We start from the raw sequence: 14,920 nt of genomic DNA, 5'->3' as shown, positions 1-14,920 counted from the left end.
GGCACACGTCGGGGTATGGGCTGGACGCACGACTACAGTGACGCAGCACGCAACCGCCGCTCGGCCGCGGGCCTGGGCTCCCGCCAGAGGGGCGCCCCGCAGCTGCAGGGCACGGATCCCCGGCTGGGAATTCCGCGCATCCTGCGCCGCCGGGCCCGCTGGGTATCGGCCCGGCTGCGCCATTCCCGTCCCTGACCCACGCGGGGCGACCCGCTCAGGACCTCACCGCACCGGCCCCGCCCGGCCTCAGAGCGCGCAGCTGTCGCTGTCCACCTGCTGATTGGCCGTACGGCCCTTGGCGATGTCCTCCTCGACCTCGTCCGCGGTGAGGGCGTAGCCCGTGTTCGGGTCGTCGAGGGACTTCGCGAAGACGACGCCGTAGACCTTGCCCTCGGGCGTCAGCAGCGGGCCGCCCGAGTTGCCCTGACGGACGGTCGCGTAGAGCGAGTAGACGTCACGGTGGACGGTGCCGCGCTTGTAGATGTCGGCGCCGTTGGCCGTGATGCGCCCCCGCACGCGCGCGGGGCGGATGTCGTACGCGCCGTTCTCCGGGAAGCCCGCGACGATCGCGTCGTCGCTGCCGACGGCGTCCTTCGTGGTGAACTGCAGCACGGGCGCCTTCAGGCCCGGCACGTCCAGTACGGCGATGTCGCGCTCCCAGTCGTAGAGGACGACCTTCGCGTCGTACTTGCGGCCCTCGCCGCCGATCTGGACCGTGGGTTCGTCGACACCGCCGACCACGTGCGCGTTGGTCATCACCCGGCGCTCGCCGAAGACGAAGCCGGTGCCTTCGAGGACCTTGCCGCAACTCTGCGCGGTGCCCATGACCTTGACGATGGATCGCTTGGCGCGCTGGGCGACCGGGCTGCGGGCGAGCGCCGGGTCGGGGGGCTGGACCTCGGTGATCGGCTCGTTGGAGAACGGGCTGAAGACCTGCGGGAAGCCGTTCTGCGTGAGGACCGAGGAGAAGTCCGCGAACCAGGTGTCCGCCTGGTGGGGCAGGGCCCCCGCCACGCCCTGCAGCACCTTGGAGTTGCGGACCTCCTTGCCGAGCGTCGGCAGCGTCGTCCCCGCGAGCGCGGAACCGATCAGCCAGGCGACCAGGAGCATGGCCACCACGTTGACGAGGGCGCCGCCGGTGGCGTCCAGGGCGCGGGCCGGGGACCAGGTGATGTAGCGGCGGAGTTTGTTGCCGAGGTGGGTGGTCAGGGCCTGGCCCACCGAGGCGCAGACGATCACGATGACCACCGCGACCACGGCGGCGGCCGTACTGACCTCGGAGTTGTCGGTCATCCAGTCCCAGATGACGGGCATGACGTAGACCGCGACGAGGCCGCCGCCCAGAAAGCCGATCACCGAGAGGATGCCGACGACGAAGCCCTGTCGATAGCCCACGATCGCGAACCAGATCGCGGCGACCAGCAACAGGATGTCCAGCACGTTCACCGCTTCAAGCCTCGCCTCGTCACTTCGCCAGCACTACAGGCCGACCGGGGGACCGGTCCGCCGCGCGGCGGCAGGGAGGCGCAACGGGCCCCGGAAGACGCAGCACGGCAGCCACCCTGTCATGAGCGCCAGTCGAGCGGGACCTGCTTCTCGCGGTCCCACGGGCGCTCCCAGCCCGCGTAGTGCAGCAGACGGTCGATCACTCCGGCCGTGAACCCCCACACGAGGGCCGATTCGACCAGAAATGCCGGGCCTGCATAGCCGCGGGGGTGAATGGCGGTGGCTCTGTTGGCCGGATCCGTGAGATCCGCCACGGGGACGGTGAAGACGCGGGCCGTCTCGTTCGGATCGACGACCCGGACCGGGGTCGGCTGCCGCCACCAGCCGAGGACGGGCGTCACGACGAAGCCGCTCACCGGGATGTACAGCTTGGGCAGCACGCCGAAGATCTGGACTCCCGCGGGGTCGAGACCGGTCTCCTCCTCCGCCTCGCGCAGGGCTGCCCGCAGCGGGCCGTCGGTCCGCGGGTCGCCGTCCTCGGGGTCGAGGGCACCGCCCGGGAACGACGGCTGACCGGCGTGCGATCTCAGCGATCCGGCGCGCTCCATCAGCAGCAGCTCGGGACCGTCCGGACCCTCGCCGAACAGGATCAGGACCGCCGACTGCCGGCCCGAGCCGTTCTCAGGCGGCAGGAAGCGGCTCAGCTGCAGGGGCTCGACCGTGTCGACGGCGCGCACGACCGGGTCCAGCCATGTGGGCAGGCCCGTCCTGTCCAGGCCCACGTGCCCGCCCGGTGTGCGGTGCCCGCTGTCGGTGTCCGTGCCGCCGTCCGTCCGGCTCGCGCGTGTCATAGCCACCCCCGTCGTTCTTCCGGTCCCAACGCCCGGGAGACCGCTGATCGTTCCACTTGTGCCTGATGTCCCTCGTGTGGGCGGCGGATGCCGCGACGGGGAGGGGGCGTGCCGTGCCACTGGGTGGCGCCCGTCATCCGGCGGCTCCGAGGGGCGGGGCCGGGATGCCGCCCGCGTCGAGGTAGGACTGCGGGGGCTTCAGGCGTTGGCCGGGGAAGCCGCCCTTCTCGTACTTGAGCAGCTTCCTGGCCTTCTCCGGGTCGGTCTCGCCCTCGCCGAACGCCGGGCAGAGCGGCGCGATGGGGCAGGCGCCGCAGGCCGGTTTGCGGGCGTGACAGATACGGCGGCCGTGGAAGATCACATGGTGCGACAGCATCGTCCACTCACTCTTCGGGAAGAGTCCGCCGATGGCCGCCTCGATCTTGTCCGGGTCGGTCGCCTCGGTCCACCGCCATCGCCGTACGAGCCGCTGGAAGTGCGTGTCCACGGTGATGCCGGGCCGGCCGAAGGCGTTGCCCAGCACGACGAAGGCGGTCTTGCGGCCGACGCCGGGCAGCTTGACCAGGTCTTCGAGACGGCCGGGGACCTCACCGCCGTGGTTCTCCACCAGAGCCTTGGACAGCCCCATGACCGACTTCGTCTTGGCCCGGAAGAAACCGCAGGGCCGCAGGATCTCCTCGACCTCCTCCGGGACGGCCGCGGCCAGGTCCTCGGGGGTGGGGTACTTCGCGAAGAGTGCCGGTGTCGTCTGGTTGACCCGCAGGTCGGTCGTCTGCGCGGACAGGACCGTCGCCACGACCAGCTGGAAGGAGTTCTCGAAGTCCAGCTCCGGGTGCGCGTAGGGGTACACCTCGGCGAGTTCGCGGTTGATACGCCGGGCACGGCGGACGAGCGCGGTCCGCGACTCGTTCTTGGGGGGCGCGGGGGGCGCGAAGGGCTCGGCGGAGGTCCTGGCGGGAGTGGGAGGGCTGCCGGCGGCGGCCGTTCTCGCCGGGGCCGCCTTTCGGGGTGGCGGGGCTTTTCGTGCCGAGACAGCGCTTTGCGTCGCGGCCGTCTTCTTCGCCGCCACCTTCTTCACGGGCGCCTTCTTCGCTGCCGCCTTCTTCACGGGTGCCTTCTTCATGGCCATCGTCTTTTCAGCGGTGGCCCTTTTCTCCGGGGCGGGCTTTTTCGCCGGGGCCGTGGTCTTCTGGGCGGAGTTCTCCCCCATTGCTGGATCGGACACCTTCGTCGCCTTTGCCGTTTTGTTCGCTCCTGTGGAGCCCTGTTCGCCCACAGCGGAATCGCGACGCGCAACCACCCGCCCAGCCCCCTTGGCCTGTGCTCTCACCGGCGTTTTGGACACCCGGCCAGCCTAAAGCCCGGCACCGACATCCGCCCCGGGCCCGGAAGATCGGCCCCCAATTGGACCCCTGACGCTTACCCCGGGACATGTGTGCGGCATCCTTGTGACAGATCACACTGTTTGGTCCGTCCGGCAAGATGGGGAACACGGTCCCCTGGTAGTACGGGGAGCAAGATCCCCTGAGCAGGTCGACAAGGAGAGAACTCGTGGACGACGTTCTGCGGCGCGCCCCGCTCTTCGCGGCGCTCGATGACGAGCAGGCCGCGGAGCTCCGCGCCTCCATGAGTGAGGTGACCCTCGCGCGCGGTGACGCTCTTTTCCACGAGGGCGACCCGGGTGACCGCCTCTATGTGGTCACCGAGGGCAAGGTCAAGCTGCACCGCGCGTCGCCCGACGGCCGCGAGAACATGCTGGCCGTGCTCGGCCCCGGTGAACTGATCGGCGAGCTGTCGCTGTTCGACCCCGGCCCGCGCACGGCGACCGCCACGGCCCTGACCGAGGTCAAGCTGCTCGGCCTGGGCCACGGCGACCTCCAGCCCTGGCTGAACGCACGGCCCGAGGTGGCCGCGGCGCTGCTGCGGGCGGTCGCACGCCGACTGCGCAAGACCAACGACCAGATGTCCGACCTCGTGTTCTCGGACGTTCCCGGGCGGGTCGCTCGTGCGCTGCTGGACCTCTCCCGACGGTTCGGCGTGCAGTCCGAGGAGGGCATCCACGTGGTGCACGACCTCACCCAGGAGGAGCTGGCGCAGCTCGTGGGCGCGTCCCGGGAGACCGTGAACAAGGCTCTGGCGGACTTCGCACAGCGCGGGTGGCTGCGGCTGGAGGCTCGCGCGGTGATCCTGCTGGACGTGGAGCGGCTGGCCAAGCGGTCGCGCTGACGCGCCAGGGGTTGCCGGGCCGGCGCGAGTGCCGGCCCGTGCGGGTCGTATGACCGGCCAGGCGTTGCAGGCCGTCTTGCGGTCAGCACGGCCGTTCGTACGCCAGGGGCCGGGCCGTTGATACGCCGATGGGGCTCGTCTCGTTCGCGAGGCGGGCCCGCTTCGTTTCGCCCCACCGCCACCACGGCCCCACTGCTCCGGCCGGCCTGGTCCAGGTTCCGGCCTGGTCCGGTCTCCGGCCTGGTCCGGTCTCCGGCCTGGTCCGGTCTCCGGCCTGGTCCGGTCTCCGGCCTGGTCCGGTCTCCGGGGATTGCAGCCCGCCCAGAAAACAACCTGCTCCCGGAGCCTTCGCACCGCACAGTGGCCGTATGGCCGGAACGGGGCGTGCGAGAGGGCTGGACAGCCACGGGTACTTCGAGCGGGAGGGGGCGTTGGGGCGGGTCGGCGAGGTGTTCGGGCCGGTGGTCGCGGCGGCCCGGGAGCGGATCGTGGCGGTCTTCGGGGGGCGGCTGCACAGTGCGTACCTCTACGGGTCGATTCCCCGGGGCACGGCCCGTCCGGGGCGCAGTGACCTCGATCTGTTGCTGGTGTTGCTCGGGGAGCCTACGGAGGCCGACCGGACGGCGGCTCGGTCGCTGGACGAGGCTCTGGACGCGCGCTTTCCGCAGATCGACGGGGCGGGGACCCTGCTCGTCAGCCGGGCGCAGGTGCTGAGCGACCTCGAGAGGTACGACCTGGGCTGGTTCCTGGCCTGTCTGTGCACTCCTCTCCTGGGCGAGGACCTCGCGGGGGATCTGCCCCGCTACCGGCCGGACTCCCTCCTCGCCCGCGAGACGAACGGCGATCTGGCGCTGCTGCTGCCGCGCTGGCGTACGCGGGTCGCGGAAGCCGACGGCGACGACGCCCGGCGGGCGCTGGTCCGTGGTTGTTCCCGGCGGCTCGTCCGTACCGGTTTCACCCTCGTGATGCCGCGGTGGAACGGCTGGACCAGCGATCTGCACGAGATGGCCCAGGCGTTCGGCGCGTACTACCCCGGCCGCGCCGCCCAGATGCGCGCGGCGGCGGTGGCCGGCTACGAGCCGGGGGCCGATGCCGAGGTACTGCGCACGTATCTGGACGACCTCGGGCCCTGGCTGGCCGGGGAGTACGCACGCGTGCACGGAACCAAGGCACCACGTCCCGGCCGGCCATGACGGGGGGCGGGGGGTCCCCTGGCGCGGCAGCATCCGCACCGGCACAGGCGGAAAGGCCCCTGGACGGCCCTGGGAGGGGCCCCTGGGGCCTTGGAAGTCCGCAGTGGCCCGCGGGGCCCCGGGAGCGCCGTTCGTCGGCTGTGGGCCGGAGAGGGGCGCTCAGGCGTACGTCAGGCGTACTTCGGGGTCAGATCAGGCCGTGCTCGGTCAGGTACTCCAGCTGCGCCCGGACGGAGAGTTCCGCCGCCGGCCACAAGGAGCGGTCGACGTCGGCGTAGACGCGGGTGACGACCTCCTCGGGGGTGCGGTGCCCGTTCTCGACGGCCGTCTCGACCTGGGCGAGCCGGTGGGCGCGGTGGGCGAGGTAGAACTCGACGGCGCCCTGGGCGTCTTCCAGGACGGGGCCGTGGCCGGGCAGGACGGTGTGGACGCCGTCGTCGACCGTGAGGGACCTGAGGCGGCGCAGGGAGTCGAGATAGTCGCCGAGGCGGCCGTCGGGGTGGGCCACGACCGTCGTACCGCGTCCCAGGACCGTGTCGCCCGTCAGCACGGCACGGTCGGCCGGGAGGTGGAAGCAGAGTGAGTCGGCGGTGTGCCCGGGGGTGGGGACGACACGCAGCTCCAGGCCGCCGACCGAGACGACGTCACCCGCGCCCAGCCCCTCGTCGCCGAGCCGCAGCGCGGGGTCGAGGGCCCGGACGTGCGTGCCGGTCAGTTCGGCGAAGCGGCCGGCGCCCTCCGCGTGGTCGGGATGGCCGTGCGTGAGCAGGGTCAGCGCGACCCGTTTGCCGGCCTTCTCCGCCGTGTCGACGACCCTGCGCAGGTGGACGTCGTCCAGTGGACCCGGGTCGATCACGACCGCCAGGTCGGAGTCCGGCTCGGAGACGATCCAGGTGTTGGTCCCGTCCAACGTCATCGGGGACGCGTTCGGCGCGAGCACGTTGACCGCGCGCGCGGTGGCGGGCCCGGACAGGGCACCGCCCCTGGGGCGGCCGGGGAGGGCTGCTGCGTCGGTCATGCGGGAGTGCCTTCCAGCAAAATCGGCGGGGTGTCACGGTGCCGGGCGACGGCCCGCGCGGCGCGGCGGCACCCGCACGGCGGGGTGCGGGGCGGGTACGGCAGAGGGCGGGGCGCGCGCGGGGGCGGGGCCTTGCCGTCCGGTCGGCGCGGGAGGGCTGTCCCGGGCGTCATGCGGGATCCCCTGCGCCCGGGACGCGCTTGGTGAACTCGGCGTGGCCGGGCCAGGAGAGGACCACGTCGTCGTTGTCCGCGAGGCGGGCCTCGGCGAGGACGGGCGTCAGGTCGCAGGCGGGTGCGGCGGCGAGTGCGGCGGCGGCCGTGTCGTACTCCGCGAGCCGGCGCAGGGTCGCGATGGTGGGCGGCATCATCAGCAGTTCGCCCCTGTCGTAGCCGTCCGCCGCGTCCCCGGGCCGGATCCACACCGTGCGGTCGGCCTCCGTGGAGGCGTTGCGGGTGCGCTGGCCCTGCGGGAGGGCGGCCACGAAGAACCAGGTGTCGTAGCGGCGGGACTCGAACTCGGGGGTGATCCAGCGGGCCCAGGCGCCCAGCAGGTCGGACCGCAGGACCAGCCCCCTGCGCTGCAGGAACTCCGCGAAGGACAGCTCCCGTGCGGCCACCGCCGCGCGGTCCGCCTCCCAGTCGTCGCCCGTGGTGTCGCCGACCACGGTGTCGGGGCCGGGCCCGGCGAGCAGCACGCCCGCCTCCTCGTACGTCTCCCGCACGGCCGCGCAGACGATCGCCTGGGCGTCCTTCTCGCCGACACCGAGTCTGGACGCCCACCACGCGCGCGTGGGGCCCGCCCAGCTGATCTGGTGGTCGTCGTCGCGGGGGTCCACGCCGCCGCCGGGATAGGCGTACGCGCCCCCGGCGAAGGCCATGGAGGCGCGTCTGCGCAGCATGTGCACGACCGGCGTGCCGGCCGTGTCCTTGAGCAGCATGACGGTGGCGGCCCGCCTGGGGGTCACCGGTGTGAGGGTGCCGGCCGCGAGTGCGCGGATGCGGTCCGGCCACTCGGCTGGGTACCACTGCCCGTTTGCCATGGGCGGAGGCTAACTCGTCACGGGCGGATGTTCGAGTGAGCCTCCGCGATCCCGGCGGTCGCTACGCGACGGTGAGCTCCACCTGGAGTTCCACCTCGACGGGCGCGTCCAGGGGGAGGACCGCCACACCGACCGCGCTGCGCGCGTGGACGCCCTTGTCGCCGAAGACGGCGCCCAGGAGTTCGCTCGCACCGTTCAGCACGGCGGGCTGACCCGTGAAGTCGGAGGCCGAGGCCACGAAGCCGACGACCTTCACCACGCGCGCGACACGGTCCAGGTCGCCCGCCACGGACTTCACGGCGGCGAGGGCGTTCAGCGCGCAGGTACGCGCGAGTTCCTTGGCCTCCTCGGGGGTGACCTCGGCACCGACCTTGCCGGTGACGGGCAGCTTGCCGTCCACCATGGGGAGCTGCCCGGCGGTGTACACGTACACGCCGGACCGGACCGCCGGCTGGTACGCGGCGAGCGGCGGGACGACCTCGGGCAGCCGCAGCCCGAGCTCCGCGAGCCTGGCCTCGACGGCGCTCACGGCTTGGGCCGCTTCAGGTAGGCCACCAGCTGCTCGGGGTTGTTCGGCCCGGGCACGACCTGGACGAGCTCCCAGCCGTCCTCGCCCCAGGTGTCCAGAATCTGCTTCGTGGCGTGGACGAGCAGCGGCACGGTTGAGTATTCCCACTTGGTCATGCGGCCGACCTTATCCGCTGCCAGGCCACCGCCCGGCACGGGTTCCGCCTCGGCTCCGGGCGTGGCCGGTCCGGAAGGACATGGGGTCACGGCTCGGACAGGCCCGGGGCCACCACCGCGATCACGCTCGGGGACACACCCCGCACCACGAGGGTTCCCCCGCCCTCCCCGGGGGCATGACGGCCCGGACCGGCGGTGCCCGGGAGGCGGGCAGAACACACGTTGTCCACAGCCTCCCGCTTATGCCGCGCGCCGACTGGTTAGGCTCGAATACGTGAGCAGGCTCCAGGTCGTCAGCGGCAAGGGCGGGACCGGAAAGACCACGGTCGCCGCCGCACTCGCGCTCGCCCTCGCGACCGAGGGGAAACGCACCCTCCTGGTCGAGGTCGAGGGCAGACAAGGCATCGCACAGCTTTTCGAGACGGAGGCACTGCCGTACGAGGAGCGGAAGATCGCGGTGGCACCCGGGGGCGGGGAGGTGTACGCGCTGGCCATCGACCCCGAACTGGCCCTGTTGGACTACCTCCAGATGTTCTACAAGCTGGGCGGGGCGGGCCGGGCCCTGAAGAAGCTCGGTGCCATCGACTTCGCCACCACCATCGCACCCGGCCTCCGGGACGTGCTGCTGACCGGCAAGGCCTGCGAGGCGGTGCGCCGCAAGGAGAAGAGCGGGCGGTTCACGTACGACCACGTGGTGATGGACGCGCCGCCCACCGGTCGCATCACCCGCTTCCTGAACGTCAACGACGAGGTGGCGGGCCTGGCCAAGATCGGCCCCATACACAATCAGGCCCAGGCCGTCATGCGGGTCCTGAAATCCCCCGGGACGGCCGTGCATCTGGTGACGCTGCTGGAGGAGATGCCGGTCCAGGAGACGGCTGACGGCATCGCCGAGCTGCGGGCCGCGCAGCTGCCGGTGGGGCGGGTCATCGTCAACATGGTGCGTCCGGAGCTGCTGGACGCCGACGAGCTGGAGTTCGCGCGCACGGTGCCGCGCACGGCGGTCGCCAAGTCCCTGTCCACGGCGGGGCTGGGCGGCGCGCGGCGCGGCGGCAACGCCGAGCGTCTGGTGGAACCGCTGCTCGCGCAGGCCGAGGAGTACGCCGAGCGGTACACCCTGGAGCACGAACAGCGGAGCGTCCTGGGCGAGCTGGGGCTGCCGTTGCACGAACTGCCGTTGCTCGCCGAGGGAATGGACCTGGCGGGCCTGTACGAACTGGCCACGGAACTGCGTCAGCAAGGAATCTCATGACTCCGGACCCGGCCAACGCGCACGAGGCCACCGCACACGAGGCGGCCCACTTCCCTGACGGACACCGCGTGATCGGCTCGACCCGCCCCCTCGCGATCGACCCCCTGCTGGACGACCCGCGGACCCGCATCGTGGTGTGCTGCGGCGCCGGCGGGGTGGGCAAGACGACCACGGCGGCGGCTCTGGGGGTGCGGGCCGCCGAGCGCGGCCGCAAGGTGGTCGTGCTCACCATCGACCCGGCCCGGCGGCTCGCCCAGTCGATGGGCATCGACTCGTTGGACAACACCCCGCGGCGGGTGAAGGGCATCGAAGGGGACGGCGAGCTGCACGCCATGATGCTCGACATGAAGCGCACCTTCGACGAGATCGTCGAGGCGCACGCGGACCCGGACCGTGCCTCCGCGATCCTGGGCAACCCCTTCTACCAGTCGCTCTCGGCGGGCTTCGCGGGCACGCAGGAGTACATGGCGATGGAGAAGCTGGGCCAGTTGCGGGCCCGGGACGAGTGGGACCTGATCGTCGTCGACACGCCCCCGTCCCGCTCGGCGCTGGATTTCCTGGACGCCCCCAAGCGGCTCGGCTCGTTCCTCGACGGCAAGCTGATCCGTGTCCTGCTGGCCCCGGCGAAGGTCGGCGGGCGGGCCGGCATGAAGTTCCTGAACGTCGGCATGTCGATGATGACGGGCGCCCTGGGCAAGCTGCTGGGTGGTCAGCTGCTCAAGGACGTGCAGACGTTCGTGGCCGCCATGGACTCCATGTTCGGCGGCTTCCGTACGCGCGCGGACGCCACGTACAAGCTGCTCCAGGCGCCCGGCACGGCCTTCCTCGTGGTGGCCGCGCCGGAGCGGGACGCGCTGCGCGAGGCGGCGTACTTCGTGGAGCGGTTGGCGGCCGAGGACATGCCGTTGGCCGGGCTGGTGCTCAACCGGGTGCACGGCAGCGGCGCGGCCCAGCTGTCCGCGGAGCGTGCGCTCGCCGCCGCGGAAAATCTTGAAGAGCCCGGCATTGTGGATCAGATGGACGGGAAAGCAGTTCGTAACTCTCCCGACACGCAAGGCAGTTCAGACCGTTCCGGCAGTTCAGACCACGCAGGCAGTTCAGACCGCGCAGGCAGTCCAGCCAGTTCCGACTCTCCCGCCACGACCGGCGCCGAGGACGGCTCCCCCGCCCCGGATCTGACCGTGGAACAGCTCACGTCGGGTCTGCTCAGGCTGCACGCCGAGCGGATGCGGATGCTCTCCCGCGAGCAGCGCACCCGTGATCGTTTCACCGCGCTGCATCCCGAGGTGGCCGTGGCCGAGGTGGCCGCGCTGCCCGGCGATGTCCACGACCTGGCGGGCCTGCGCGACATCGGGGACCGTCTCGCGGCCATAAGGCCGGAGCTGCCCACCTCAGACGACTGACTGAACCATCGCGTCCGGGCCCTGGCCTTCGGCCGCGTCGACGACGGGCGACGGACGAGTGACTGTCCGACGCCTGCCGCAAGCCCGCGCCGCCCCAGGCCTCGTACGGCGGCAGGACTGGACGACCACAAGACCGTACGCCTGTGCGACCGACGGCAACCGTCTACCCGGGTGCACTGCACTCGGTGTGCGGGTGCGTACGACCGACATCCCCTGCCACAGGGCCGCATGCACCTCCAAGCGCACGAGACCACACCACGGGCCCTGCACGACCCCAGCTCAGGAGCGCGCGGCGGTCCGTACGACGGCCACGACCGCGCCACGGCCCGTCCGTTGATCCACGCCTCGGGGCACCCGAGAGCCGGCACACCTGCCCGACGCGCCGACACCTCAAGGGCGCCCTCGACCGACGTGACCCGGAGGGGCCGTCGCCGTCAGCTCACCGCCGCGTAGTTCTCGTAGATCTCGTCATCGTCGAGCGGCAGAATGCCCGCGCCACGCTCGTACTCCGTGCGCGCGGTCTCCAGCAGCCTGCGCCAAGACGTGACGGTCGGACGCCTGCGCAGCAGTGCGCGACGCTCACGCTCCGTCATTCCTCCCCACACGCCGAACTCGACGCGGTTGTCCAACGCGTCCGCCAGGCACTCCGTACGCACCGGGCATCCGGTGCACACCGCCTTGGCCCTGTTCTGCGCTGCTCCTTGAACGAACAGTTCATCCGGATCGGTAGTGCGGCAGGCAGCCTGCGCACTCCAGTCGGTTACCCAGCCCATACCGGCGCCGTCCTCTCCCGAATCGAGGCTCCCCCACGGCGGCAGCGGCATATTCACCGCCGCCAGTTGAGGACGTTACGGAAGGTGGGCACAGCGCAACACCCCCTTCGGGCCCAATCTTGAATGGCCCGAACGGACTATGCGTAAGCGGCAGATCACCCGCGGGAGTGACCTGAGGGCATACGTGACTATCCCGGCAGAACGGGATGGTTGGCATGCGTCACAACGGACACCGAATGACACACAAGGTGTATTCGGACACGGCACCCGAAAAAAATCGGAAGAACGTCAGAACGCTTCGGGCTCGCTGGACGTACTTATACAAGGGCCTGTGGCTGTGACAGTTGAGAGCAGCTTAGGCCAACGCCTGCGCGCGTGTCCGGCGAATGGGAACGTAGACAACCGTTCATGTTCTCTTCGCCTGTTCTCTTCGCTTGCGCGCCATGACGCGCCGCCGGCGACCCCGCGGTGCCCCGCCGTGCCGTGCCGCGCCCGGTTTCGGCGGCCGCCCGCCGCACGCACACCACCCCCATGGCGGACACCGGATGTCACGATCCGGCACCCGTACGCCTCTGGACCCACCTGCTCCTTCGGAACGGTCATCGCTACGGATTAGGCTGCCCTCATGCCAAACAAGCGCTCGGGTGGTGGTCTGTCCGCCACACAGCAGGCCGCCAAGTTCCTAGGTGTCAGCGTGCTCGCCGGTGCCGTCATGGCGGGCATCGCGCTGCCCGCGGTCGGCGCCCTGGGGCTGGCGGCCAAGGGTTCGGTCGAGGGGTTCGACGAGCTCCCCGCCAACCTCAAGCAGCCGCCGCTGAGCCAGCGCACCACGATCCTCGACAGCAAGGGCGACACGATCGCCTCGGTGTACAGCCGCGACCGTACGGTGGTCGATCTCAAGGAGATCTCGCCGTACATGCAGCAGGCGATCATCGCCATCGAGGACGCCCGGTTCTACCAGCACGGCGCGATCGACCTGAAGGGCGTTCTGCGCGCGCTCAACCGGAACGCGCGGGAGGGCGGGGTCGCCCAGGGCGCGTCCACCCTGACGCAGCAGCTCGTGAAGAACGTCGCGGTGGAGGAGGCCGGTGACGACCCGACGCTGGTCGCCCAGGCCACCCAGCAGACCCTCGGCCGGAAGATCAACGAGCTGAAGAAGGCGATCCAGCTCGAAGAGGAACTGGGCAAGAAGAAGATCCTCGAGAACTATCTGAACATCACGTTCTTCGGCCAGCAGGCCTACGGCGTCGAGGCCGCGTCCCAGCGCTACTTCTCCAAGTCCGCCAAGGACCTGGACGTGGAGGAGGCAGCGCTCCTCGCCGGAATCGTGCAGTCGCCCAGCCGGTACGACCCGGTGAACGACCCGCAGGAAGCCACCAAGCGGCGCAACACCGTGCTGCAGCGCATGGCCGACCTCGGTGACGTCTCCCAGGCGGAGGCCGACAAGGCCAAGGAGAAGCCGCTCGGGCTGGACATCAGCAAGCCGAAGAACGGCTGCATCACGGCCGTCAAGGGCGCGGGCTTCTTCTGCGACTACGTGCGCGAGGTGTTCCTGAACACCCCGATCTTCGGCAAGTCCAAGGAGGCCCGGGCCAAGATCTGGAACCAGGGCGGTCTGACGATCCGGACGACGATGGACCCGAAGGCCCAGAAGTCCGTCCAGGCCTCCGTCAAGAGGCACGTCTACCAGAAGGACGAGGTCGCCACCGCCGCCACCATCGTGGAGCCCGGCACCGGCAAGATCCTCGCCATGGGGCAGTCGAGGCCGTACGGGCTCGACACCAAGAAGAACGAGACGACGATAAACCTCTCGGTGAACGAGTCCATGGGCGGCGGAGCGGGCTACCAGCCCGGTTCGACGTTCAAGCCGATCGTCGCCGCGGCGGCCCTGGAGGACGGCATGTCCCCGGGGAAGGTCTACTCCTCGCCGTACCAGATGGCCTATCCGAGCCCGATCTCCACCTGTGGCGGCGGCACCTGGCGCAACGGCACCGGCAGCGCTGCCGCGGACCTCGAGAACGAGAGCGCGAGCGAGGTCGGCCCGTACTCCCTGCGGAAGGCGACCGCGCTGTCGGTCAACACCTACTTCGTGCAGATGATCGCGGACATCGGCATCTGCCCGGTGACGAAGATGGCCAAGAAGATGGGCGTCGAGCGGGCCGACGGCCGCAAGATCGACCAGGCGCCGTCGATAGCTCTCGGCACGCAGGAGATGTCCCCGCTGACCATGGCGAACGCGTACGCGACCTTCGCCGCGCGCGGTATGTACTGCACGCCGGTCGCCATCGAGTCCATCACCCAGCGGGTCGGCGACAAGTCGAAGTCGCTGGAGGTCCCGAAGTCGACGTGCTCGCGCGCCATGTCCGAGAACACCGCCGACACCGTCAGCGCCCTGCTCAAGGGCGTGGTCGAGGACGGTACGGGTACGGAGGCCGGACTCGGCCCCAGCCGTCCCAGCGCCGGTAAGACCGGTACGACGGACGGCCGTTACGCGGCCTGGTTCGTGGGCTACACCCCGAACATGGCCGGCGCCGTCTGGGTGGGCGACCCCGCGCATAAGCGCCCGATGGTGAACATCACCATCGGCGGTCAGGGGTACGGCAAGGTCTTCGGTGGAAAGGTCCCCGGTCCGATCTGGCGCGACATGATGTCCGGCGCGCTGGCGGGCAAGCCCCGCCCCGACTTCAACAAGGTCTACCTCCCCGAGGACCGGCCGGAGCGCGACCGCGGGGACGACGACAACGACGGCAATGGAAACGGGAACGGGAACGGGAACAACGACGACGACGGGAACGGTGACAACGGCAACAACGGTGGCGGCTTCATCGGCGGCACCGACGGCGGCACCACCTTCCCGACCCCGGAGTTCAGCATCCCGGAGAACTTCATCCAGGGGCAGACGAACGGCGGGAACAACGGGAACGGCGGAAACGGCGGCGGCCGCTTCGGCTGACGGCCATGGTCACTGCCACCGGTAGCCGGTACCGGCACCGGCCAGGTAAATGAGTACGGCGGTGGGGGCGCCCCTGGAG

Annotated in this window: 14 protein-coding genes; 6 read left to right on the top strand and 8 right to left on the bottom strand. The window is 70.8% G+C overall.

What is annotated here, in order from left to right; genetic code table 11:
- Window positions 1-15 precede the first annotated feature (15 nt).
- Complete coding sequence (locus tag ACFU5F_RS34445) at window positions 16-195, top strand: hypothetical protein (RefSeq protein WP_383896021.1); 180 nt, start codon at window positions 16-18, stop codon at window positions 193-195.
- Window positions 196-246: 51 nt separating this feature from the next.
- Here the strand turns inward: ACFU5F_RS34445 and ACFU5F_RS34440 are convergent, their stop codons facing one another.
- The 3 genes from ACFU5F_RS34440 to nth all read right to left on the bottom strand — a co-directional run bounded on the left by ACFU5F_RS34440 (window position 247) and on the right by nth (window position 3,507).
- Window positions 247-1,446 (bottom strand): MarP family serine protease, encoded by a 1,200-nt coding sequence (locus ACFU5F_RS34440; protein ID WP_383896018.1) that lies wholly within the window; start codon window positions 1,444-1,446, stop codon window positions 247-249.
- Between the two features lie 119 nt (window positions 1,447-1,565).
- A complete protein-coding gene (locus ACFU5F_RS34435) occupies window positions 1,566-2,297 on the bottom strand; it encodes an NUDIX hydrolase (protein WP_383896015.1) in 732 nt (243 codons plus the stop codon).
- Window positions 2,298-2,430: 133 nt separating this feature from the next.
- Window positions 2,431-3,507 (bottom strand): endonuclease III, encoded by a 1,077-nt coding sequence (nth, locus tag ACFU5F_RS34430; RefSeq protein WP_383896013.1) that lies wholly within the window; start codon window positions 3,505-3,507, stop codon window positions 2,431-2,433.
- Between the two features lie 341 nt (window positions 3,508-3,848).
- Here nth and ACFU5F_RS34425 point away from each other — a divergent pair, with 341 nt between their 5' ends.
- Window positions 3,849-4,523: a Crp/Fnr family transcriptional regulator gene (locus ACFU5F_RS34425; RefSeq protein WP_005476003.1), complete on the top strand. Its 675-nt coding sequence runs from the start codon at window positions 3,849-3,851 to the stop codon at window positions 4,521-4,523.
- Between the two features lie 368 nt (window positions 4,524-4,891).
- Complete coding sequence (locus ACFU5F_RS34420) at window positions 4,892-5,716, top strand: nucleotidyltransferase domain-containing protein (RefSeq protein WP_383896010.1); 825 nt, start codon at window positions 4,892-4,894, stop codon at window positions 5,714-5,716.
- Between the two features lie 187 nt (window positions 5,717-5,903).
- Here ACFU5F_RS34420 and ACFU5F_RS34415 read toward each other — a convergent pair whose 3' ends face one another.
- From ACFU5F_RS34415 to ACFU5F_RS34400, 4 genes are all read right to left on the bottom strand, one after another.
- Window positions 5,904-6,734, bottom strand: a complete 831-nt coding sequence (locus ACFU5F_RS34415; RefSeq protein ID WP_383896007.1) for an MBL fold metallo-hydrolase — start codon at window positions 6,732-6,734, stop codon at window positions 5,904-5,906.
- A 169-nt stretch (window positions 6,735-6,903) separates the two neighbouring features.
- Window positions 6,904-7,776: an NUDIX hydrolase gene (locus ACFU5F_RS34410; protein WP_383896004.1), complete on the bottom strand. Its 873-nt coding sequence runs from the start codon at window positions 7,774-7,776 to the stop codon at window positions 6,904-6,906.
- A 61-nt stretch (window positions 7,777-7,837) separates the two neighbouring features.
- A complete protein-coding gene (locus ACFU5F_RS34405; RefSeq protein ID WP_013001826.1) occupies window positions 7,838-8,305 on the bottom strand; it encodes a RidA family protein in 468 nt (155 codons plus the stop codon).
- Window positions 8,302-8,460 carry a DUF4177 domain-containing protein gene (locus tag ACFU5F_RS34400; RefSeq protein WP_005476015.1) on the bottom strand — a complete coding sequence of 53 codons (159 nt, stop codon included), beginning with the start codon at window positions 8,458-8,460 and terminating at the stop codon, window positions 8,302-8,304. The genes ACFU5F_RS34405 and ACFU5F_RS34400 overlap by 4 nt, the downstream gene beginning before the upstream one ends.
- 274 nt (window positions 8,461-8,734) lie before the next feature.
- On the opposite strand from ACFU5F_RS34400, the gene ACFU5F_RS34395 reads away from it, so the two are divergent.
- Both ACFU5F_RS34395 and ACFU5F_RS34390 read left to right on the top strand, forming a co-directional pair.
- On the top strand, window positions 8,735-9,712 hold the full coding sequence (locus ACFU5F_RS34395) for an ArsA family ATPase (RefSeq protein ID WP_383896000.1): 978 nt from the start codon (window positions 8,735-8,737) through the stop codon (window positions 9,710-9,712).
- Window positions 9,709-11,115, top strand: a complete 1,407-nt coding sequence (locus ACFU5F_RS34390; protein ID WP_383895999.1) for an ArsA family ATPase — start codon at window positions 9,709-9,711, stop codon at window positions 11,113-11,115. The genes ACFU5F_RS34395 and ACFU5F_RS34390 overlap by 4 nt, the downstream gene beginning before the upstream one ends.
- Window positions 11,116-11,549: 434 nt before the next feature.
- On the opposite strand, the gene wblA is transcribed toward ACFU5F_RS34390, so the two are convergent.
- Window positions 11,550-11,888 (bottom strand): transcriptional regulator WblA, encoded by a 339-nt coding sequence (gene wblA, locus ACFU5F_RS34385; RefSeq protein ID WP_013001830.1) that lies wholly within the window; start codon window positions 11,886-11,888, stop codon window positions 11,550-11,552.
- Window positions 11,889-12,513: 625 nt separating this feature from the next.
- On the opposite strand from wblA, the gene ACFU5F_RS34380 reads away from it, so the two are divergent.
- The gene (locus ACFU5F_RS34380; RefSeq protein ID WP_383895997.1) at window positions 12,514-14,841 is read left to right on the top strand and encodes a transglycosylase domain-containing protein; all 2,328 of its coding nucleotides are present in this window, start codon (window positions 12,514-12,516) and stop codon (window positions 14,839-14,841) included.
- The last annotated feature ends 79 nt before the right edge of the window (window positions 14,842-14,920 follow it).

It is taken from the genome of Streptomyces sp. NPDC057438 (assembly GCF_042802995.1).
In the GTDB taxonomy this organism is placed as follows: Bacteria; Actinomycetota; Actinomycetes; order Streptomycetales; family Streptomycetaceae; genus Streptomyces.
This window is presented reverse-complemented; position numbering and strand designations above follow the sequence as displayed.

Excerpts from the sequence above, each read along its gene's own strand:
- ACFU5F_RS34445 (WP_383896021.1), top strand. The coding sequence starts at position 16 with ATGGGCTGGACGCACGACTACAGTGACGCAGCACGCAACCGCCGCTCG.
- ACFU5F_RS34435 (WP_383896015.1), bottom strand. The coding sequence starts at position 2,297 with ATGACACGCGCGAGCCGGACGGACGGCGGCACGGACACCGACAGCGGG.
- nth (WP_383896013.1), bottom strand. The coding sequence starts at position 3,507 with ATGGGGGAGAACTCCGCCCAGAAGACCACGGCCCCGGCGAAAAAGCCC.
- ACFU5F_RS34420 (WP_383896010.1), top strand. The coding sequence starts at position 4,892 with ATGGCCGGAACGGGGCGTGCGAGAGGGCTGGACAGCCACGGGTACTTC.
- ACFU5F_RS34415 (WP_383896007.1), bottom strand. The coding sequence starts at position 6,734 with ATGACCGACGCAGCAGCCCTCCCCGGCCGCCCCAGGGGCGGTGCCCTG.
- ACFU5F_RS34410 (WP_383896004.1), bottom strand. The coding sequence starts at position 7,776 with ATGGCAAACGGGCAGTGGTACCCAGCCGAGTGGCCGGACCGCATCCGC.
- ACFU5F_RS34400 (WP_005476015.1), bottom strand. The coding sequence starts at position 8,460 with ATGACCAAGTGGGAATACTCAACCGTGCCGCTGCTCGTCCACGCCACG.
- ACFU5F_RS34390 (WP_383895999.1), top strand. The coding sequence starts at position 9,709 with ATGACTCCGGACCCGGCCAACGCGCACGAGGCCACCGCACACGAGGCG.
- wblA (WP_013001830.1), bottom strand. The coding sequence starts at position 11,888 with ATGGGCTGGGTAACCGACTGGAGTGCGCAGGCTGCCTGCCGCACTACC.
- ACFU5F_RS34380 (WP_383895997.1), top strand. The coding sequence starts at position 12,514 with ATGCCAAACAAGCGCTCGGGTGGTGGTCTGTCCGCCACACAGCAGGCC.